The sequence below is a fragment of the Allorhizobium paknamense genome (assembly GCF_030815125.1).
In the GTDB taxonomy this organism is placed as follows: Bacteria; Pseudomonadota; Alphaproteobacteria; order Rhizobiales; family Rhizobiaceae; genus Allorhizobium; species Allorhizobium paknamense.
This window is the reverse complement of the sequence record NZ_JAUSWH010000018.1, coordinates 32525-54717: the sequence shown is the minus strand read 5'-3', so window position 1 is coordinate 54717 and position 22193 is coordinate 32525. Positions and strand designations below refer to the sequence as shown.

9 protein-coding genes are annotated in these 22193 nt (G+C 63.1%); 7 read left to right on the top strand and 2 right to left on the bottom strand.

All coding sequences use genetic code 11. The features are described from left to right. Positions 1-6: 6 nt before the first annotated feature. The 4 genes from QO005_RS20585 (at position 7) to QO005_RS20570 (ending at position 15325) form a co-directional block, all read left to right on the top strand. The gene (locus QO005_RS20585) at positions 7-2481 is read left to right on the top strand and encodes a condensation domain-containing protein (RefSeq protein WP_307159884.1); all 2475 of its coding nucleotides are present in this window, start codon (positions 7-9) and stop codon (positions 2479-2481) included. Further along, positions 2478-3842 (top strand): condensation domain-containing protein, encoded by a 1365-nt coding sequence (locus tag QO005_RS20580; protein ID WP_307159883.1) that lies wholly within the window; start codon positions 2478-2480, stop codon positions 3840-3842. The genes QO005_RS20585 and QO005_RS20580 overlap by 4 nt, the downstream gene beginning before the upstream one ends. 3 nt (positions 3843-3845) lie before the next feature. Further along, a complete protein-coding gene (locus QO005_RS20575; protein WP_307159882.1) occupies positions 3846-8081 on the top strand; it encodes a non-ribosomal peptide synthetase in 4236 nt (1411 codons plus the stop codon). A 119-nt stretch (positions 8082-8200) separates the two neighbouring features. Continuing rightward, positions 8201-15325, top strand: a complete 7125-nt coding sequence (locus tag QO005_RS20570; RefSeq protein ID WP_307159881.1) for a non-ribosomal peptide synthetase — start codon at positions 8201-8203, stop codon at positions 15323-15325. A gap of 107 nt (positions 15326-15432) precedes the next feature. On the opposite strand, the gene QO005_RS20565 is transcribed toward QO005_RS20570, so the two are convergent. After that, positions 15433-16092 (bottom strand): TetR/AcrR family transcriptional regulator, encoded by a 660-nt coding sequence (locus QO005_RS20565; RefSeq protein WP_307159880.1) that lies wholly within the window; start codon positions 16090-16092, stop codon positions 15433-15435. 179 nt (positions 16093-16271) lie between these two features. On the opposite strand from QO005_RS20565, the gene QO005_RS20560 reads away from it, so the two are divergent. The 3 genes from QO005_RS20560 to QO005_RS20550 all read left to right on the top strand — a co-directional run bounded on the left by QO005_RS20560 (position 16272) and on the right by QO005_RS20550 (position 20797). Further along, positions 16272-18392: a TonB-dependent siderophore receptor gene (locus tag QO005_RS20560; protein WP_307159879.1), complete on the top strand. Its 2121-nt coding sequence runs from the start codon at positions 16272-16274 to the stop codon at positions 18390-18392. 7 nt (positions 18393-18399) lie between these two features. Beyond that, the gene (locus QO005_RS20555) at positions 18400-19518 is read left to right on the top strand and encodes an ABC transporter substrate-binding protein (RefSeq protein WP_307159878.1); all 1119 of its coding nucleotides are present in this window, start codon (positions 18400-18402) and stop codon (positions 19516-19518) included. A gap of 151 nt (positions 19519-19669) precedes the next feature. Then, entirely contained in the window at positions 19670-20797 is a 1128-nt protein-coding gene (locus tag QO005_RS20550; RefSeq protein WP_307159877.1) for a siderophore-interacting protein, read from the top strand. Positions 20798-20876: 79 nt separating this feature from the next. On the opposite strand, the gene QO005_RS20545 is transcribed toward QO005_RS20550, so the two are convergent. Beyond that, on the bottom strand, positions 20877-22004 hold the full coding sequence (locus QO005_RS20545; RefSeq protein ID WP_307159876.1) for an isochorismate synthase: 1128 nt from the start codon (positions 22002-22004) through the stop codon (positions 20877-20879). Positions 22005-22193 lie beyond the last annotated feature (189 nt).

The following is a 22193-nucleotide window of genomic DNA, read 5'->3' as shown; positions in this document are numbered from 1 at the left end:
ATATCGATGACGAAAGACAGCACCCTGTGGCTGCGCGATGCCGTAGCGGACATTCTTGGCGAAGATCTCTCCACGGTGAAAGACGGCGACAATCTGTTTGAGGCGGGCCTCGATTCCGTCGGTCTTCTGCGGCTCGTCAACCGGTTGAGACGGGAAGGCCATAAAGTGAATTTCGCCGATCTGGCGCAGGAGCCGAAGCTTGCCGCCTGGGCGGTACTGGTGGAAAACCAGCAGGCCCCCGCACCGGCAAAGACCGAGGCGCCTGTCACGGTGGCCACCGCCCAGCCGGTCAGCCAGGGAGAAAGCGAACCCGCACCGCTCGGCGTCATGCAGCACGCCTATTGGGCAGGCCGTGATTCCGGCCAGAGGCTGAGCGGCGTTGCAGCCCATCTCTATGTTGAATTCGACCAGCAGCCGACCGGCGGCACCCCGGCGCTGGACCCCGCGCGCGTTCAAGCCGCAATGGCAAAACTGGTGGAGCGCCATGAGACGCTGCGCACGCGCATCACCCGCGAAGGCCAGCAGGTCGTCATGGCCGGGCATAGCGCAAAGGTTCAGGTTTTCGATCTCACCGAGGCCAGCCCTGACAAGGTGGCGGGACATCTGGCTGATCTGCGCGAGCGTTTTTCCCACCAGATGCTCGATATCGAAGCCGGGGAGATGCTGGCCGTGGCGCTGACGCTTCTGCCGGATGGCGCAACCCGCCTGCATCTCGACGTGGACATGGTGGCCGCCGATGCCGTCAGCTACCGGGTGCTGCTTGCCGATTTCACCCACTTCTACACCACGCCGGATATGCCGCTGGAGCCGCTCGCCCTTACCTACCGCGATTACCTCGCCACCACGGAAGCCGACAAGCAACAAAGGGCCGAAACCGCCCGCAAGGCCTGGCACACGCGGCTGGACAGCCTGCCGGGCGCACCGCTTCTGCCGGAAGTGGTGGAAAAGCTTGCCGATGGCGCAAAGCCGAAGGTCACGCGCCGGCATCTCTGGCTCTCTCCCGAGGACAAGCGGCAATTGACCGAAACAGCGCGCCAGCATGGCGTGACCGTTGCCATGACGGTGGCCGCCATCCTGTCGGAAGTGGTGGGCCAGTGGAGCGATACCCAGCATTTCCTCCTCAATGTGCCGATGTTCGACCGGCAGGCCAGCCATCCGCAGATCGACAAGGTCGTCGGTGATTTTTCCAGTTCGGTGATGCTGGAGGTCGATCTCCGCAGCAAGCTCTCCTTCGTGGAGCGTGTCCGCGCCCTGCAAACCCGCATGCATGCCGATGCCGCCCATGCCGCCTATACCGGGCTCGACCTTTTGCGCGATCTCAGCCGCCAGCGCGGCCAGACCGTGCTGGCGCCGGTGGTCTTTACCAGCGCCATCGGCCTTGGCGCGCTATTTTCCTCAGGCGTTGCCTCCCTCGTCGGCAAGCCGGTCTGGATCATTTCGCAGGGACCGCAGGTGCTGCTCGACGCGCAGATCACCGAGCTTGACGATGGACTGCTGGTGAACTGGGATACCCGCGAAGAGGCGCTGGCCAAGGGCGTGTTCGCCGCCATGTTCATTGCCTTCAAGCAGGCGCTGGAACGGGTGATCAAGCGCCCCGAGGCCTGGAGCGAGCCGCTTCCCGCCCTGCCCGGCCATGCCGCCTCGCGGCTTCTCGATGGCAGAAACGTTCGCATCGTCGATCATCTCGGCCGCGACCGTCCCGACCATGTCCCGGGCAAGGTGATGTTCGACGCGGATGCAGCCGACGCCGATCCGCTCTGGGGTGTGGCCGATGCCCAGGGCCATGTGACCCTGCTGGGCCGCGAAAGCGAAAAGCTCGACCTTGCGGGCGCACCCGTCTGGCCGGCGCAGGTGGAAGCCGCGCTCCGCACCGATCCCCGGCTGCGCGATGTGGCGGTCATCCGGCAGGATGAGCGTCTGATCGCAGCCGTCGTCTTTGATGAAAGGCTGGAAAACGCTCCCGGCGGCAAGGCGCTTCGCGCCGAGCTCACCCGCATCTTCCCCACCCATCTTCTGCCCGCCGAGATCGTCGTTCGTCCCGGCCTGCCCCGTAACGCCGATGGCAGCCTGGACAGCGCCGCCCTGCTGCAAAGCCTGGAGGGTGAGGGAACGGCGCATCAGCCGATTGCCCCGCAAACCGATCTGGAACGGGTCATTGCCGGTGTCTGGGAAGATGTTCTGGGCCTCGATACGGTTGGCGTGAACGAAGAGTTCATTGCGCTTGGCGGCGATTCCCTGCTGGCGGCCCGGGTGGTGGCGCGTCTGCGGGAGGAGCTGGATACCAATGCCGTGACGCTCCGCATGCTGTTCCGCGCGCCGACCATTGCCGAATTTGCCGAGCAGTTGAAGAAGGAAGACGATCCGGCGCGCCTCGATGAAGTCGCAGCCATCGTTCTCGAAATTCGCGGCATGTCGGATGAGGAAGTGGCGGCCCTGCTGGAGGGTGGCAAGGGCGGCTTCACCCATGAGGCGGCGGAATGAAGGTCGCGGATCGCCACGCCCTTCTCAAACAAAGGCTGGCGTCGGCGGGGCTGGAAAGCGCCGCCACGGCCCCTACCCTGCCGCGCCGCCGGGAGCCCGGCCGGGCAGGCCTGTCCTTCGCGCAAAGCCATGCCTGGCGCTACCAGCTTGCGCATCCGAAGAGCGTTTCCAACAATCTCGGCCTGATGCTCACCTTTACCGGTGCAGTGAAGGAGGAGGAGCTGGCAAAGGCCTTTGCCCGGATCGTTGCCCGGCATGAGATTTTCCGCACCACCTATCATCAGGATGCGGACGGAACCGCTTATCAGACCATTCATCCCAGTCTCGATTTCCCCTGCCGGATCGCCACAGGCACGCTGGAAGAGGCAAAGGCGGAGGCGGAAGCCGATCTTGCGCGCCCCTTCGATCTTTCGAAGGATTGCCCGCTTCGCCTCCATATCGTCCGGATCGCGGCGGATCAGGTGGTGCTGACCATGATCTTCCAGCACATTCTCTGGGACGGCGCGACCTTCCCGCTTCTTTCGCGCGAACTGGAAGCCGCCTATGGCGGTCAGCCCTTGACCGAACCGGCGCTGCAATATGCGGATTTCGCCGAATGGGAACAAAGCCGTCTTGCCGAGATCGAAAGCCGGGAGCTTGCCTACTGGAAAAATCGCCTCGCCGCACCACTGCCTCAGCGGACGCTGCTTGCCGGGCGCAGCCTGGACCGGGGCCTGACGGAAAAGGCCGGGCGGCTGGATCACCGGCTTGCGTCCTCACAGGCGCTGATGGCGCTGGCGGCCCGCCACCGGGTAACGCCCTTCATTGCCTTCATGGCCTGCTGGGCGCGGGTTCTGGGCGCTGAACAGCAAGACGAGGTGACGATCGGCACCACCGTGCTGACCCGCGACGCGCCGGGCACGGATGGGCTCATCGGCAATTTTGCCAATCACATCGTGCTGCGCCTGCCCTCTGGCCGCGAAAGCTCTTCCGGGCAAGCGATCGCGGCAACATCCGCCGAATTCGACAACGGTTTTTCCCACCGCCATCTGCCTTACGAACGGCTGGCGGACCTGCTTACAGGCCAGGACCCGGCGGAGGCGACAAAGCTTTTCGACAGCCTCGTCGTCTTCATTCCAAGCGGCACCGAGGGGCCATCCCTGCCCGGCTGCAGCACGCGCTGGCAGCGGCTGCACAATGGCGCCACGCAATTTCCGCTAGTGCCGCTGGGGCTGGAAATCTTCGTGCGCGGACGGGGTGAAAACGCGACCCTCGATGTCGAGGCAACGTACGCGCATGACCTTTTCCGGCAGGAGGAGGTCACCGGGCTTCTCGCCCGGCTGGACGCCACCATTCATGATGCTTTCCGCGAGGTCTGGTAACCCATGAATCTTCGACTTCAACTGCTGCGCCAACGCCTGGGCGAACCGGCCCATGGACGGACAAGCCTGCCGAAGCGCCCGGATGCCGAAACCGCACCGCTTTCGGCCGCCCAAAGCCGCATGTGGCTGCACCAGAACCTCAACCCCGCAAGCAGCGCCTATAATGTCTGCATCCGCATGGATCTGACGGGCGCGCTTGAGGAGGATAAGCTGATTGCCGCTCTTCAAGCCGTTGTCGCCCGCCATGAGGTGCTGCGGACGACCTATCCGGCAGGCCCGGACGGCAAACCTTATCAGCGCATTCACCAGGCCCTGCCGCCCTCCATCGCGGTGCTGGACGAAGGAGAGCCGCAGGAGATTGCCCGCCGTCTGGCGCGCCAGCCTTTCGATCTTGCACAGTCCGGTCCGCTTCGCGCTGCCATTCTGCGCCCGAAGTGCCCGACGGGTCGTTCCGCCACACCGCAGACATGGGTGCTGACCATTTCGGTGCATCATATTGTCTGGGACGGCGGCTGCTTCGGCATTTTCAGCCGCGATCTCAGCCTCGCCTATCAGGGTCTTGCCGCCTCGCCGCTTGAGGTGCAGGTTGCGGATATCGCTTTTCAGGAACAGCAGCAGGAGATCAAGGCCTCCGCCAATCTGACCGCGCAGCTTGACTACTGGCGCAAGGCGCTTTCGCCGCTGCCGCCCGTGCTGCCGCTGCCGATGCAGCACCTGCCCGGGCCCCAAACCGATGAGCATGCCGAACGGCTGGACCGGGTGATGCCACCCGCCTGCGCCACGGGCCTGCGCGCCGCCGCAACCGCGCTGCGCAGCACGCCCTTTGCCGTGTTCATGGCAGCCTATGCGCTCTTGCTCAACCGCTGGACGGGCGTGTCGGACATTACCATCGGCACCATGGTCGCCAACCGGCATGTGCCGGGCAGCGGCGATCTGATCGGCAATTTCGGCAATACCGTCCTGCTTCGGCTTGATCTGAGCAACAAGGCGAATTTCCGCGCCCTTGTCGCCCATGCCACCGAGGTGATTTCCGGAGCGCTCAGCCATGGCGAGATTTCCTTCGAGGCGCTGGTCAGCGACCTGCAGCCGCCGCGTGAGGCAGGCCACGGCTTCTTCACCGATACGCTCGGCCTGTTTCTCGACCGCGACATTCAAGGTCCGCAGCTGCCCGGGACGAACGTCACCTGGGAAAACATCTTCAACCATGCCTCGCCCTTCGCGCTGACCTTCCAGGGCTTCCTGACCGGCGAGAAGCTGCAAGTGGAGGCCACCTACAAGACCGCGCTGTTTTCCAGCGCCGTCATCGACAGCATGTTGCAGCATCTGGAAGCCATCCTGATGCGCGCTATTGAACAGCCGGAGGCGGCTCTTGCCGCCGTAGCGCGCCTGCCTGCGAACCAGAGCGACCGGCTGGCAACGCTTTCCGCCGGCGCGGAGGTCGATCTATCGGGTTTGCTCGTGCTGGAGCGCTGGCGTCATCACGTTGCAGGGCGCGGCAGCGATGTGGCCTTGGTGCATAACGGCCAGACCTTCACCTACGGCACCCTTGAGGCAAGGATCAACCGGCTGGCCGCCAGCATGATGGAGCGGGGGCTGAAGCCGCAGGATGTGGTGGCGGTCTCGGTCACGCGCAGCCCTGTCACGCTGATTGCACCGCTGGCCATCTGGAAATGCGGCGCGATCTTCCTGCCACTCGATCCCACCCATCCTGAAACCCGTCGCGACGGGCTGATGCGCGAGGCGGGCGCAAGGCTGCTGATTGCCGATGCACCGCTATCGGATAACACCATTGCGACCGTCCTCACGAGCGAGATCCTCGCCGGTGATGGCACGGAACATCCCGATAGCGGACACCGGCCCGCGCCTCTGGAGACAGCCTATATCGGCTTCACCTCCGGTTCGACCGGGCGGCCAAAGGCGGTCTGCATTTCGCACCTTGCCTTGCAGGGACGTACGGTCTGGGCACCTGCCGTCTTTCCGGGCGGCAAGGGCGGAAAGCGATTGGCAAAGACCGCGCCGACGGCCATCGATGCGATTGCCGAGGTTTGCGAAGCCATCGTGACCGGCGAGGCCCTCGTTCTGGCAACCGATGCCGAGGCGCGTGACGCCGTGGCCCTGGCCGGGCTTTTGAAAACCCATGGCATCGGCCATATGATGGCCGTCCCCGGGCTGATCGAGGCCGCCGCCATTGCCGCGCCGGACAGTCTCAGCCAAGCTGACAGGATCATTTCCACCGGCGAGCCGCTGCTTCCCGGCACGGCCACCGCCGTTTACCGGGCAGCGGCGGGCGTGCCGCTGCACAATTCCTATGGCTGCACCGAAACCACCGGCGATGTCGCCTTTGGCCCGGTGAGCGTGGCCGATGTCGAACAGGGCACGGCACCGATCGGCACACCGCTGCCGGGCTCGCGCTGCCATATTCTGGGGGCCGATCTTCAACCCATGCCACCGGGAGCCCTGGGCGAGCTTTATGTGGAGAGCCCGCAACTCACCACCGGCTATCTCAACCAGACGGGGCTCACCGCCTCCCGCTTCATCGCCAATCCCTTTGGAGAGGGCAGCCGTCTCTACCGCACCGGGGATCTTGCCCGCTGGCGGCAGGATGGACGGCTGGAACTGGCCGGACGGGCGGATGACCAGGTCAATATTCGTGGCCATCGGGTCGAGCCGGGGGAAGTGGTCAAGCACTTGCTGTCGCTTCCCGCCGTGCGGGAGGCGGCGGTGGTGGCCCGGACGGCAGGCTCCAGCACAGAGCTTATCGCCTATGTTTCCGGTGACGGATTGGGCGAAGCGGATGGTGTGAGCCTGCGGGAGACACTGGCGCAATCGCTGCCGGGGCCGCTCGTTCCGGCGGAGGTGGTGGTGCTGGCCGCCCTGCCGCGTCTGCCCGGCGGCAAGATCGACAAGCAGAGGCTGCAGAAGGAGTACGGGGCGAAAGATCAAGGAGCGAAAATCGCCACCGCAAAACGTGCGCCCGCCAGCGAACAGGAAAGGGTGCTGACCGCCCTTCTGGGCGAATTGCTGCGGCGGGACGATATCGGCCCGGAGGATAACTTCTTTGCCCTGGGCGGCGATTCCCTGCTGGCCGTCTCCTTCGCGGCCCGTGCCCATGCAGCAGGCGTGAGCTTTCCGGCAGCAGGTATCTTCCAGCATCCGACCATTGCGCAGATTGCCGCTCGCTGGCCAGCGAAGGCGGCGGAGCCCGCAAAAGCCGAGGCAACCAGGACCGAACCGACAAGGACGGCGCAGCTCAGCCCGCAGGTTCACCGTTTCCGCCTGTCCAATCTCAACCCGACCAGTTTCGTGACCTGGCAGGTGCTGGGGAAGCGGATGGAAGCCGCCGCGCTGCAAAAGGCGCTTGCCGAGACCGTGGACAGGACAGCCTCGCTTCAGTTGGCGCTCTCCATGCGGGGCCGGTTGTGGCGCGCCGAACAGGCCAGCGCAAAGCCGGAGGTGTTGACGGTGGAAACCGACGATCTGGCGGAGCTGCTGGCAAAGGCGCAGACCGGGCTCGATCTCACCAAGGGACGCGGTATCGTAGGCGTTATCACCCCGGCGCGCACACTGCTGGTGGCGCATGCGGCCTTGATCGACGGACTGTCGCTGCAGCGGCTGGGCAGGCTGATCGAAGGAAAAGCGCCCATCGATCCGCAGGCACCCCATACTGACACCACGCAGGCGCTGGATTGGCAGACGCTGCTCGATCAGGGCGCCGAAAGCCCCTGGTGGATTGGCCCCGATCACGCCTTGCAGGCTGGCCCGGTCACAAGGCTGACACTGCGAATGAAGAAGAACCTTCCCGCAGAGGGTGTTGTCCAGCGGGTCACGCGGTCCGCGCTTGCGGCACTGGCTCGCTTTGGTGAGCGGGATTTCATCATCGCGGATGTGGAGGTGGAGCCGGAAACGCCGGGGCCGCTGGTTTCCATGCCCATGGCCTTGCGCGCCAGTCAGCCGCTGATCTGGCCCGACCCGTCACACTATCTCGCCTTCCTTACCCAGCGCAGGCCCGTAGCCGGTGGGCCGGGCGTGCTGCTGCGTCGCAGTCTCGCCGATGGCGAAGCGGATGCTGCCCTCTCAAGCGGGACGGAACCGCCGCGGGGCGCCGATCGGCTCTACCATCTGGTTCTCGGCTGGCAGGCGGAAGACGGCACGGTGCGTCTGGAAGCGCGCTCTGCCGATGCCGCCCTTGCGGAGGCCGCCTTGACCGCGTGGCGTGAGGAAATTTCCTATTTGATTTGAAGACAGGATTGTCGTGCCCGTCCCCAACGGGCGCGACATCAACAGTTGAAGCAGGGCGCGACTTCAGCCGCGCATGACAGGCGCGGGTTTTGCAGCCCTTGATGTGCAGGAGAAGACAGATGAATTTCTCGGACCGCAAGCAGCAGCTTTTGCAGCAGAGACTGGCCGGGGCAGGCCTTGCCCAGACGGAGGTCTCTGCGGCTTTGGCGCGGCCCACCCGGATCGATCAGGATGGACCGTCCGTGCTCTCCTCGGCGCAGCGGCGTATGTGGTATCAGGCACAGCTTTCCGAACAGTCGGCGGCCTATAACTTCTGCATCATCCTGCGGGCGGAAGACGGGGCCAGCCTGTCTCAAGCCGCTCTCACCGCCGCGCTGGACAAGGTCGTGGCGCGGCATGCCATTTTGCGCACCCGCTATCGCAGCGGCCCGAACGGAGCGCCTCTGCAGGTGGTGGAGCCTCAGCTTCCGCCGCGCTTTCAAAAAGTGACCGTAACATCCGCCGCCTTGGACGAGGAACTCGACGCGCTGGCCTGCAAGGCGCGCGACGAGGCTTTCGACCTTGAAACGGATTCGCCGCTACGGGTGCTGGTCGTCGAGGCGGAGGACCGCGTCAACGCCGTCATTCTGACGCTCCCCCATATTGCAGGCGACGGCGGCTCCTTCGGGATTGTGCTTGCCGATCTTGAGCGCGCCTATGGCCAACAGGGCAATGTCACCAGGCTGGCGCCGCCCTCGGCCATTCGCTATACCGATTATGCGCTATGGGAGCAGAAGCGTCTGGGCGACGCTTCGCAGGCCTCCAGCCTGCAAGCCCGCCAGCTTTCCTTCTGGCGCAAGCAGCTGGCAAACCTGCCAGCGGAAATTCCCCTGCCCTTCGACAGGGAGCGCCCGGCGGCGCCGACCTTCGAGGGCCGTCAGATCCGCCGCTGGCTGGGCCATGGCCTTTCCACTGCGCTGCGCGAGACGGTGAAAACCCAGGGCGGCACGCCGCTCACCGCCTTCCAGGCCGCCGTTGCGGTGGCGCTGAACCGGGTCGGCGCGGGCCATGACATTCCGCTCGGCACGCCGGTGGATATGCGCCAGGATTCGGCGCTGGATCAGCTCGTCGGCTTTTTCAGCAATACAGTGGTGGTGCGGATCGACCTGCAGGGCGATCCGGAATTTTCCGGCCTGCTGCGCCGCGTGCAGGATACAAGCCTTGCGGCGCTCGATCACCGCGACGTGCCTTTCGAAAATGTGGTGGAAGAGCTCAACCCTCCCCGTCTTGCCGCGAGAAACCCGCTGTTTACGGTGATGGTGACGGCGGCAAAGCCTTGGCCGCGCCTGCATCTCGGTGACACCGCGATCATTGCCAGCGAACCCACGCAGACCCAGGCGAAGTTCGATCTGACCTTCGTCTTGCTCGATGAGGGTCAGGGCGGACGCATCGGCCTTTCGCTGCTCTATGCCTCGGATCTCTTCGATGAAGACACGGCCACCGACCTGCTGGAACTGGTGACGGGCATTCTCGGCCAGGGCATGCATCATCCACGCCTGCGGCTGTCGCAACTGGCGGAATTCGATCACCGCCGCCTTGATGCCTCCGCATCGGCGCTTGCCGGTCTTCTCGCACAGCGGAACGTAGCCAAGACAGACAGCCGCCGCCGGATTGCCCTGAAGGAGGGCATTGGCGAAGCACAGATCGTTGCGGCACTTTCCAACCTTCTCGAGCGTCACGATGCGCTTCGTCTGCGTCAGGATCCAAAGACCGGGCAATGGCAGTTGGCCGAGACGGCGGCGCTGTGGGAGCGGCCTTTGCTTGTGCCCTCGGCTTCGGACATCGAAGAGAACGGCTTCGGTGCGGTGCTTCTGGAGAATAGCGCGGATGACAAGGGCAAGCCCCGCCGCATGCTGGACATTCACGCTCCCGGCCTCTGGATGGATGACGTCTCCTGGACCTCTTTCCTCAGCGATCTTGCGGACCTCAACGCCGAACAGGCGGGCGAAACCGCACCCATGGCCCGCTCCTATGCCGATTGGCTGGCGCGCACCGCAGCGCTTGGGGCCGATGCGCGCATCCCCGACGACGCCGAACGCTGGCTGGATATGCTGGATACCGCCGCAGAGACCGTAGCACCGCTTCCTGCTGATCAGGGCGCGGAAGTGACCGTATCAACGGTCATCGATCTCTCCACCGTTGCGGTCACGCCTGATCCGGTTGCTCTGCGCAACGGCGCGCTCGCGGCCTTGGCCTGGGCGCGGCAGATGCCGAAAGAGCCGCTCTTCATCCATATCGAAGAACCCGATCGCGACCGGTTGAGCGGCAGTGGACAGGAAAGCCTTGTCGGCTGGTGCCGCCGTGATTTTCCGCTGCTGCTGACAGCCCCCCAGGAAAGGGAGGAAAGCCCCACCGCAGAGGCGCTGCGCAACCGCCTGCCGCAGGCTGCGGCCTTCCCGGGCTTCGAGACGGTGCGTGGGGACCTCGCCGCAAGCTTCATGCTGGCGCGCGATGTCAATGCCGAGGTGGCCGGTGCCTTCGATGGCGTGGCGCTGCCGGACATCGGCCTGTCGCTGACGCTTGGCGGTGGTGTGGAAGCAGAGACCGCAGCCCGGTTTGATGAAGGTCTGCGGGAAATCTGGTGCCTCGACATCGACGTCCAGCGCCGCCGGGCGCTGCTGACGCTTCGCGCCAGCCGCACGCAGGATGATCTGCAGACAGTCGCTGCACGCTTCGCGGATGCCTTGCCGGTCAGCCTTGCGCTGGTGGCAGAGGCGGCTCAGCCGGATGAGCATCAGCCACTGCCGGACAGCGAAGACAGCCTGATTGCCCTCACCCGCTGGGACCTGCGCCGCCTGCAACAGGCCACCGGTCCGGTACGCGAGGTTCTGCCGCTGTCGCCCTTGCAGGAGGGCTTGCGTTTCCATGCCATGGGTCTCTCCGGCGATGCCGAGGATGTCTATGTGTCGCAGACCTCCCTCGACCTCTTCGGCCAGATCGATGCAGACCGCTTTGAGGAGGCCGTCAAGACCGCCATCCGGCTCAACCCGACGCTCTCCGCCGGCTTTACCGAAATCGGCAATGCCATGGTGCAATTTGTGCCGCTGGATGTCGACATTCCCTGGCGCTACGCCGAAGTGGCCGATGAGGCGGAGGCCGAGGCGATTGCCGATCAGGATTATCATGCCGGGTTCGACACGGCGCGGCCACCGCTCATCCGGTTTGCGCTGGCGCGGATCGGCGCGGCGGGAGCCGAGGCGCATTACCGCCTGCTGCTAACCGCCCATCATATTCTGCTCGACGGCTGGTCGATCCGGCTCCTGCTGCGGCTGGTGCTGCAACTCTATGCCGAGCCGCATCGCAAGATTGCCGCCCCCTCCTTCCGCCGCTATCTGCAATGGCTGGCCGGTCAGGACGGTGCAGAGGCCGAGCGGGTCTGGCGCGAGGTGCTGGCCGGCAGCGAACCGACCCTGCTCTACCCCGCCGCCCGTGGCCTGGAGGCAAGCGCCGAAAGAAGCGGCGAGATTTCCACGACGGTCGATCACCGTCTGGCCGACGCCTTGACGACGCTGGCGCGCTCGGCCTCCACCACCATCAGTACGGTTCTGGAACTGGCCTGGGCAACGCTTCTGATGCGGCTTGGCGGCTCCTCCCATGTCGTCTTTGGCAATGTCGTGTCTGGCCGTCCCGCCGAGATCGACAATGTCGGCGAGATCATCGGCCTGCTCTTCAACACCGTGCCGGTGCGGGTCGAGGCGGAAGCCAAGCAGACCGTCAGGATGGCGCTGGCGGCGCTGCACGCCCAGAAATCGGTGTCGCTGCGCTATGCCCATGTGCAATTGACGCGGCTGCAACAGCTTGCAGGGCATTCGCCGCTGTTCGACACGCTGTTTTCGGTCCAGAACCTGCCGCCCTTCGATCCGTCCAGTTCCGGCGACCTCAGGCCCGGCAAGGCCGGGGTGCGGGATGCGACCCACTATCCGCTCAGCATGTCGGTGACACCCACCACGGACAGGATCGATCTGCGCCTGATGTTCCGCACCGATATCGTGCCGGAAGCCCAGGCCGAAGCCATCCTCGAGGCCTATGCCGGTATTCTCGCGGCCTTTTTGGAGAATGCCGATCTGCCGCTTATGGCGGTGGACGGTCTGCCGCCGGAAAGTGCCCTGCTACCCAAAATGATTTCCGGCAAGGAGATGGAAATCAGCGCGCTTTCCGTTGCCGATCTTCTGGTCAGGCAGGCGGAAAAGACCCCGGACCTCAACGCTGTCACGGCGGGGGAGACGCGCCTTTCCTTCCAAGACCTTGCGACCTCCGCCCACCAGCTTGCGCATCTGATGATCGGCCGGGGCGTGGCGCCGGAGCATAAGGTGGCGCTGCTTCTGCCGCGCTCGCATCTGATGGTGGTGGCGCTGTTTGGCGTTTTTGCCGCCCACGCCGCCTATGTGCCGATCGACCCGCAGACACCGGCCAACCGCATCGGCTCCATGCTCGACCAGTCGCAGCCGACGGTCATTCTGACGACCCGCGAGCTTGCCGGGCAATTGCCGGAAGGCTACGCGACAGATCCGCGCGTGGTGCTGATGGATGATGACGGGATCATCGCCGAGCTTCAGCGCCAAAGCGGCGCGCTGCCCGATATTCCGCGCTCGGCAGGGCTCGATCATCTCGCCTATATCATCTTCACCTCGGGCTCCACGGGAACGCCGAAGGGCGTGGCGGTTCCCTATCGCGGGCTGACCAACATGTTCATCAACCACCAGCGGGAAATTTTCGCCCCCGTACTGGCGGCGCAGGGCGGACGGCGGCTGAAGATCGCCCACACCACGTCCTTTGCCTTCGATGCCTCCTGGGAACAGCTGTTGTGGCTGCTCTCCGGCCATGAGGTCTATGTGATCGACGATGATCTGCGCCGTGACCCGGAACGGCTTTTGCCGCTCTTCGACCGCGAGGATATCGATGCCTTCGACGTCACGCCGACCTATGGCTCCTATCTGGTCGAACACGGCCTGCTGGACCGTGACCGGCCCCAGGGCAGACCGGGCACCGGGCTCGTCTTCATGTCGCTGGGCGGCGAGGCCGTGGGGGATGCGCTTTGGACGCGCATGCGCGAAGCACCGGGTCTCGGCGGCTACAATCTCTACGGACCGACGGAATATACCATCAACGCGCTCGGCGCCGATCTTGCAGATAGCGCCCAGCCCAGCGTGGGCCGCCCGATTGCCAACACCACGGCCCATATTCTTGGACCGGGCCTGCAACCCATGCCGGTCGGCAGTGTCGGAGAGCTTTATCTGAGCGGGGTGGGGCTGGCGCGCGGCTATGTCAACCGTGCCGCCGGGACGGCGGAACGCTTCGTGGCCAACCCCTTCGGCAAGCCGGGCGAGCGGTTCTACCGCACCGGCGACCTTGCCCGCTGGCGGCCCGATGGCAGCATCGACTATCTCGGTCGCTCCGACAATCAGCTGAAAATTCGCGGCTATCGCATCGAACCCGCCGAGATCGAAAATATCCTGGTCGAGCAGGAAGGCGTAAAGCGCGCCGCCGTTGTTGCCCGGCCGGATCAGAACGGCGCGCCTCGCCTGATCGGCTATCTGGTCTGCGATGGACGCCAGGCCGATGAGGAAAAGCTGAAGGATGCACTGCGCCAGCAATTGCCCGCCTATATGATCCCGGCGGCGCTGGTGGTGGTGGCGGATCTGCCCCGCACCATCAACGGCAAGCTGGATGTGCAGGCGCTGCCCGATCCCGCCCCCTCCGAAGAACGGGTGGCGCTGCCGGTCAATGCCACGGAAGAGCGGGTTTGCGAGGCATTTTCCAGCGTCCTGGGCCGCGCCACCATCGGCCGCTTCGATGATTTCTTCGAGGCCGGCGGGCATTCGCTGCTGACGGTGCGGTTGGCGGGCCTGCTGCGCGAGAGCCTCGGCCAGCGCGTCAGCGTCCGGGATATCTATGACAACCCGACGCCCGCCGCCCTTGCCAAACTGCTGGGGCCGCTGGAGGACGAAACCGCACCGGAGGAGGCCGCAACGCAGGAAGAGGACGCGCTCAAGGCGCGCATGCTGAAGGATATCGAGCTGCCGGCCAACCTCCTGGCGCTTGCGCCCTCAAGCGGCCTTGCCAATCCCTCCCTGGCAGGGGTGCAGGATATTCTGCTCACCGGCGCGGCGGGCTTCCTCGGCAGCTTTGTTCTGGCCGAACTGCTGGAGAAAACCAAGGCCCGCATTCATTGCCTTGTCCGTGCGGAAAACGATGCCGCCGCCCTGCAACGGGTGGGCCGGGCGCTTTCTGCCTATGGCCTGTGGCGGGATGACGTGCAGGAAAGACTGATTGGCGTGGCGGGCGATCTTGGCCTGTCCGGTTTCGGTCTGGATGAGGAAAGATGGAACGGGCTTGCCGGGCGGATCGAGGTCATCATCCATAATGGCGGTGCCACCAATGAGTTCGATGATTATGGCCGCCTTGCGCCTATCAATGTCGGCGGTTCGCGAGAAATCCTGCGGCTTGCCGCAAGCGGAAAAGGGTTCATTCCCGTTCACTTCGTCTCGACCGCCTCGGTGGTGGCGCGCAAGGGTGATAATCCCGCTCTTATTCCGGAAACAACCCGGCTGACCATCGAGGAGATCGAAGAGACGGGCTACGTGCAGAGCAAATGGGTGGCTGAAGAAATGATGCATGCGGCAGCCGCGCGCGGCCTGCCGGTCATGGTGCATCGGCCCGGCCGGGTCAGCGGCCACAGCCGGACAGGTGCCTGCAATACCGGCGCCGGTTTCTGGCACTTCATCCGGGCCATGCTGGTGCTGGAGGCCGTGCCGATCCTTCGCCAATCGCGTCTCACACTGGCCCCGGTCGATTACGTGGCGAAAGCGATGGTGGGGCTGATCGAGCACGGCAAGCCCGGCGAGACCTATCACCTGACCAATCGCAGCCAGACCAGCATCGAGGCCATTGCCGAGGCAGCGCGGCGCGCAGGCTACCGTCTGGAAAGCCTGCCGTTCAAGGCCTGGCGCGAAAGGTTGGCCGAGAAGGCCGAGCAACGGGCCGTCAAGGGAGATGATGTTCTTTCATCGACCCTGATGCTGGCCGAACATCTGGAAAAATATGACGGCGCCCAGGCGGAGTCTGCACTGGGGCAGGAAAATGTCATCAACGCGCTGAAAACCTCAGGCATTGCACCACCCACCGTCACGCCGGAGATGCTGGATTGCTACACCCGCTATTTCCAGAAGCAGAATTTCTTTCCGCCGATCGGACAGAATGAATAAGGGCAAGGATCAAAACGCCGTATGCTGACAGCATACGGCGTTCTGACAAACCCACCGCTCACGCGTTACTGCATAATCTTGATCGTCCTCGTTTGACGCCGGTCCGATTATGCTCTCGTGCGTGGCGCAACCCCGTTGAGAAGCAGGTTCCAGCTTTGCTGGAAATGCGCCTCGATGCGGGCAGGATCATCAAAGGCCGCACTGCCCGTCATCGCCGCTGTGGTGGGCAGTGCGACAAGACAGTGAATGAGATGGGTGGCAAGCTCCACCGGATCTGCCGCAACAAGATCGCCCGCCGCCTGGGCATCGCGCACGGCGGCGACAAGCCTCTCCATGATCGGGTCCGGCTGCGGCGGAATGGGCTGATCCCGTTCGAAAACGATGGTTTCGCTGAAGGTGATGCGCTTCAGAGAAATCAGGTCCGGCTCCATGTTGACAATCAGAAGTTCGCGCAGCAGCAGCCGAAGCTTTTCCAGCGGCGTACCGTCCGTCACCGGCATTTTTTCAAGGCGCGCCACCGCCCGGCGATGGGCATGGGCGACAACGGCTTCAAACAGCACGATCTTCGAGGGAAAGCGGCGATAGATCGTATCCTTGCCCGCTCCGCAGCTTTGGGCCACCTGCTCCATGGAGGTGCCGGCAAAGCCACGGCTGGCGAACAGGCTGGCCGCCATGGCAATGATCTTGTCGCTCATTCCGTCCTGCACCGCTTTGGACGGGCGGCCCGGGCGGAGCATGGCAGGACTTTTCTGGTCGGCCATCATCATCTCCAGTTCTTCTCTCTGGTTGCCTTCACACAACTTCTGCGCGCCGTGTAAAACTTGATAAAAACCGTCACATTATCTGGACAGAACGCTCCCGTTTGATTATAGGCGATAACACTCTTTTTGAAAGATAGCGATGGGGGCGCCTCGTGAGAACGGGCTTATACATAAGAACTCTCTTGTTGACTTCGACGATTCTGGCCGGAGGGGTATCGGTCAGGGCTGAGGAGAATGTTACCAATCTTCCGACCATTGTGGTGAAAGGCTCAGGCAAGAGCGAAACGGACACATCGAAGAGCGTGCTTCTGAAGAAGACGACTTCGGCCACAAAGACCAGCACCTCGGTGATGGAAACGCCGCAATCGGTCACCACCGTGACGCGCAAGCAGATCGACGATCAGAACCCGCAAACCGTCAGCGAAGCGCTGCGCTATACGGCGGGCGTTCTCTCCGATCGCGATACCAATTCCCGTTACGACTCGGTCTTCCTGCGCGGCTTCGGCGCCTTCGGCACCTCAACGAACTACGTCAGCTATCTGGACGGTTTGAAATTGCAGCGCGGCCAAGCCTTTGCAACGCCGTCGATCGACCCTTTCCTTCTGGATCATGTGGATGTGCTCAAAGGCCCGGCCGCTCTTCTCTACGGCCAGGTGAACCCCGGTGGAACTGTCAATCAGGTCAGCCGCGACACGTCGGACGTACAGTCGAATGAAGCCCGTATAGAGTTCGGTAGCCATGGCAGGGTGCAGGGTGGGCTTTACTCCACCGGGCCGCTGTCTTCCGATGGTGATGTTCAGTATGGTATTGGCCTTGTAGGCCGATCTTCCGGCACGCGCTATGACGATGTTGATGAAAAGCGTTTTGGCGTCATGCCCTCACTCAAGTGGCAACCGGACGCAGATACAACTCTGGTGGTGTCCGGTTATTACCAGCGCGACCCGGAGGGCGGATATTTCAACTCGCTTTATCCCAAGTTTCTGGCGCCCGCCGGTTATGCCCGTTACCTGAGTCGCGATCTCAATGTTGGCGATCCCAACTATGATTCTTTCGAACGCACCCAGTACGGCATCGGTTATCGTTTCGAGCACAGCTTCGATGAGCAACTGACGGTCCGCTCCAATTTCCGCTACTCCGGCGTGGATAGTGACATGCAGTCGCTTCAGATGAACGGAGCGCTAACATCGACAGGTCTCATTCCACGGTGGGCCGTGCATTCGATTGAGGATGTAAAAGGCTTTTCCCTGGATAACCAAGTGGAATACAAGTTCGACACCGGAGCAGTCCAGCATACGCTCCTGGCCGGTCTTGATGTTCAACGCAGTGACAGCAGCTGGGAATATCTGCTTGGAGCTGCAACGTCTCTCGATGTCACGAATCCGGTGTATGGCGGAACGGTCGGCCCGTTTGTCACCGCGTTCAACTCCGACCAGACGCTTCGCCAGACAGGCATCTACCTTCAGGACCAGATAGAGCTCGGCGGACTCCGCGGTACATTTGGTGTAAGGCATGACTGGGCGGATCAGGATACCCAGAACCACCTTACCGGCACGTCTCCGGAGCGCTCGGATGAGGCAACCAGCTATCGCGCCGGACTGCTCTATCTGTTCGACAACGGCATCGCGCCCTATGCCAGCTATTCGACCTCTTTCGAGCCCTCGACCAGTCTGGCAGCCGATGGCAGCCCCTTCAAGCCGACGGACGCACAGCAATATGAAGTGGGCGTCAAATATCAGCCTCCGGGCTGGGATGCCGTCTTCACTTTCTCGGCGTTCGATATCCGCCAGCAGAATGTCGTTTATTACAATGCTGCAACCGGCTTCAATGAACAGCAGGGCGGAATCCGCTCGCGTGGACTGGAATTCGAGGCCAGGGGCAATGTGACCAGCAATCTCGAACTGATTGCCGCCGTGTCCTTCCTGGATACGGAAGTCTCCAAATCGGATATCGCGTCGATTGTCGGCAACAGACCGCAAGCCGTTCCGAATTATTATGGCTCGCTCTGGGCGAACTACACCTTCGACAGCGGTGTTCTGGAGGGGCTTTCGATCGGGAGCGGCCTGCGTTTCGTCGGTTCCAGCTATGCGGATGATGCCAACACCATCAAGGCGGACGGCTATACGCTGGTGGATGCCGGGTTGAAATATGATTTCGGCGTGAAATCACCGAAGTTGAAGGGATTGCAGGGCACACTGAACGTGACCAACCTGTTCGACAAGGAATATTACTCCAGTTGCAGCAGCAGTTACTATTGCCAATACGGCAATGGACGTACCGTTCTTGCCGGCCTCCGCTTCAAGTGGTGAGACAAACGTGAACCTTACGCGGCGTCATATGTGCGCGAGCCTTGCGGCGGCAGGGGTCTTCCTGACCCTGCCGCCAGCCGGGGCCGAACAACCCATCAAGCTGACGGATATGGCAGGCCGGGAGGTAACCCTCCCGGCGCTGCCGAAACGCATTATTCTGCTTGAAGCTCATGACCTTTTCACCATGTCGCTTCTGCATCCCGATCCGGCATCCTTGGTGGCCGGATGGGCGGCGGTGGACCGGATGGACAGCGATTTTCTGGTCAAGCACCTCTCCAACGGCCATGACATCCCTGTGGTGGGCAAGCAATCGCCCGATACTGTCTCGGTGGAAGCGCTGATCAGCCTCGCCCCCGACCTTGTCGTGACCACCGCCTTCATGACGCCGCCCGAGATGGAAGATGGCCTTCTGGCGGGGCTGAAGAAGCTCGGCGTGCCGGTGGTCTTTTCCGACATCTCCAGCAATTCCGGCAATGGCGCCAGCAATCCGCTGAACGATCTCAAGACCTCCATGACCATGTGGGGCCGCATTCTCGGCGCCAGTGACAAGGCCACGGCCTTCACCGCCTTCTTCGAGCAGGAACTGGCGGCCATTGCCAAAAGGCTTGCCGGGGCGGCACCGGTGACCACCTATCTCGAAGTTCAATCCACCCCGGACGACTGCTGCTGGGCTGCCGGACGCAAGATCTGGGGCACGCTGCTGGAAATGGCGGGCGGGCAGGTGCTGCCGGAGGTCAAATCTCCCTGGTTTGAAAAGCTTTCCACCGAATATCTGCTCTCAACGCCGCAGGATGTCTATATTGCCACCGGCGGCGGCTGGGCGGCCAGCGGCAGGCCGGAGATCGCGCCGGGACTGGATGAGGCAAAGGCGCGGCAAAGCCTGCAAAAACTGGTCGATGCGCGCCCGCTCTTCGCCAGCCTGCCCAGCGTGAAGAACAACCGCGTCTACGGCATCTGGAGCGGGCTGATCACCAATCTGCCGCTCAATCTTCTGTTCGTGGCGCAAACGGCGAAGTGGCTGCATCCCGAGCGCTGTGCGGATCTTCAACCGCAGGCGCTGCTGGACAGGATCAATGCCGACTTCGCCACGATCCAGATCAAGGGGCCGCTCTGGGTTTCGCTATAGGACGTGGTGAAAAAAATAATAGAGCATTTCCAGGAAAAGTGGAATCCGGTTTTCTGTTCAGAAATTTGTAAACACAAAGAGTTAGAGCGCCGATCTGATTCCATCAGATCGGCGCTCTAAACGAGAATATTGTCAGGTCAGGGAGTGAAAGATGCCGTCGCTGTCTTCAATGCCGTTCAAGGCCAGCGCAACCGTGCCGTTTGAGAAGCTCGATGATTATCTCGAGCCTTTCATCGAATCGCTTTCCACGCACGACATGACGATCTGCAAGGGCGACGGCGTCTATGACATCGCCTCCCCCTTCGGCAAGGCAAGCTTCCGGCCCGGAGAGGGCGAATTCCGCCTGACGGCGGAAGCCGCCGATCCGGCCAATCTGAACCGGCTGAAGCATGCGCTGGTCGGCCCCATCGGTTTTATCGCCGCGCGTGAAAATCCGGTGATCGAATGGGAGGGCGACAAGGCCGCCCCTGCCCTGCCCGATGATCTGCGCATCCTCAGGGTGGCACGCGTCTCGGATCTGACACCCAATATGCGCAGGCTGGTGTTTTCCGGAGAAAACCTGCAACGCTATGATCGCCCGGATCAACTGCATTGCCGGCTGATTTTTCAGCCACGGGATATGGTGAAGCCCTCCTGGCCGATGCTGGACGATCGCGGCCATGTGGTCTGGCCGGATGGCGGTGCGGTGCCAACGCGGGTTTACACGATCCGCAAGATCGACGGCACCCGCCAGGAAATCACCGTGGACTTTGCCCTGCATGAAAATCCCGGCCCTGCGACCCGCTGGGCCATGGATGCGCGCCCCGGCGATATTGCTGGCATTCTGGGTCCGGCGGCAGATGGTCCGAAGGACGCGGATTTCCATGTGCTGATCGGCGATGAGACAGCATTGCCCGGCATCGCCCGCATCCTGGAGGAGATGCCGCAGGCCGCCATCGGTCATGCGATCATCGAGGTCGCCAATCCGCAGGAGGAACTGCCATTGGTTCATCCGAAGGGCGTGACACTCACATGGCTGCATCGGCAGGACGCCGCCCCCGGCACCACCGAACTGCTCTTCGATGCGCTGCAGACGGTGGCATGGCCGGATGATCTTTCGCGCGCCTTTCTATGGGGCGGCTCGGAGCACAAGATTTTCAGCAGGATCTATCGCCACCTGAAAAACGAAATCAAACTGCCGCGCGACCGCTTCACGCTCCATTCGCACTGGCACCGCCGCTTGAGCGAAGAAGAGATCATCGCCAAAGGCGGTGAAGCCTATCTGCCGTCGGACCATTGAAAGGCAGACGCTTTTGAAAGAAGGAGCAAGGGCTTGATCCCAAGGCTCGAGGATGCATGAGCATCCTCGAGCCTTGGTATTACAGCGCGTTGATGAAGGTCTTCAGCTTGGTTGCCGTCTCGGCATGTTCCTTTTCCGGCGTCGATCCGGCGACGATGCCAGCCCCTGCATAGGCCGTGGCCCGGCAACCCTTGATGAAACCGCAGCGCAGCGTCAGCGCCCAATCGGCATTGCCATCCGCATCCATCCAGCCGATCAACCCCGCGTAAAAGCCGCGATCGAAATCTTCCAGACGGGCAATGGCCTCCTGTGCGGGGCGCTGCGGCCAGCCACTGACGGCAGGTGTGGGATGCAGGGCATAGGCAAGCGTCAGCGGGCAAACCCCTTCCCGCAGCACGCCGGACACATGGCTGCCGAGATGCCAGATCACCGGCGTTTCCACCAGATCCGGTTGCTCCGGCACCACCACGTCGCGCGCATAGCGGTGGAAAACCTCGCCGATGGCCTGAACCACCAAAGCATGCTCGGCCTGGTCCTTGGCGGATTGCAGCAGCGAATGCCGGGCGGCCTCGTCAGCCGCCTGATCGGCCAGACGTGGGGTGGAGCCGGCCAGCGGCTTGCTGCTGACCCGTCCGCGACGGCAACCGACAACGAGTTCGGGACTTGCGCCCAGCAGAATAGCGCCGGCATTATCGCCAAAGGCGGCATCCTCCGGCACATCCGCCTGGAAGACATAGGCGCTCGGATTACGCGCGCAAAGCCGCGCATAGACCCGGTCCGTATCCACCGGCTTGTCGAACCGCACCTCGACCCGCCGGGCCAGCACCGCCTTTTCCAGCGCGCCTTGTTCGATGTCTTCCAGAAGACGCGCAACGCCTTCGCGATAGGCCGGAGAATCGGCATGATCGACGGCAAGCGGGACCGGCTGTAACGCCGCAGCTTCCACACCGCCCAAAGCGGCGGGTTCGGCGTTCCACTCCACCTCTTCAGGCACGTAGAGCAAGGCCGGAGCGTTCGTATCGAAGGGGATCATGCCGACCACCACCGGGGAGGCGGTGCGGTTACTGCCCTCCTTCCGCCTTGCCTGCAAGGCGGCATGAACGGACGCAGCGACCGAAGGACCATCCCATCTCGAAGGAGTGATCATCTCGGCAATGCCTCTTGTCCGCAAATGATAGTCCGGCGTTTTCAGGTTAAAGGACGCCATCGTTATGTCTCCATGACGAGAACATTTCAGTGTTTCGCGGAAACACCGCAATGCTCTAACTCTTTGTTTTTAAGCATTTCCGGACGGAAAACCGCTGCGCAGTTTTCTCGGGACAATGCTTTGGGAAGCAGGCGTGCGACAGCGCGGCGCGCAACGCCGTGGGGCGTACGTCTGCTCGTACTCCGTTGA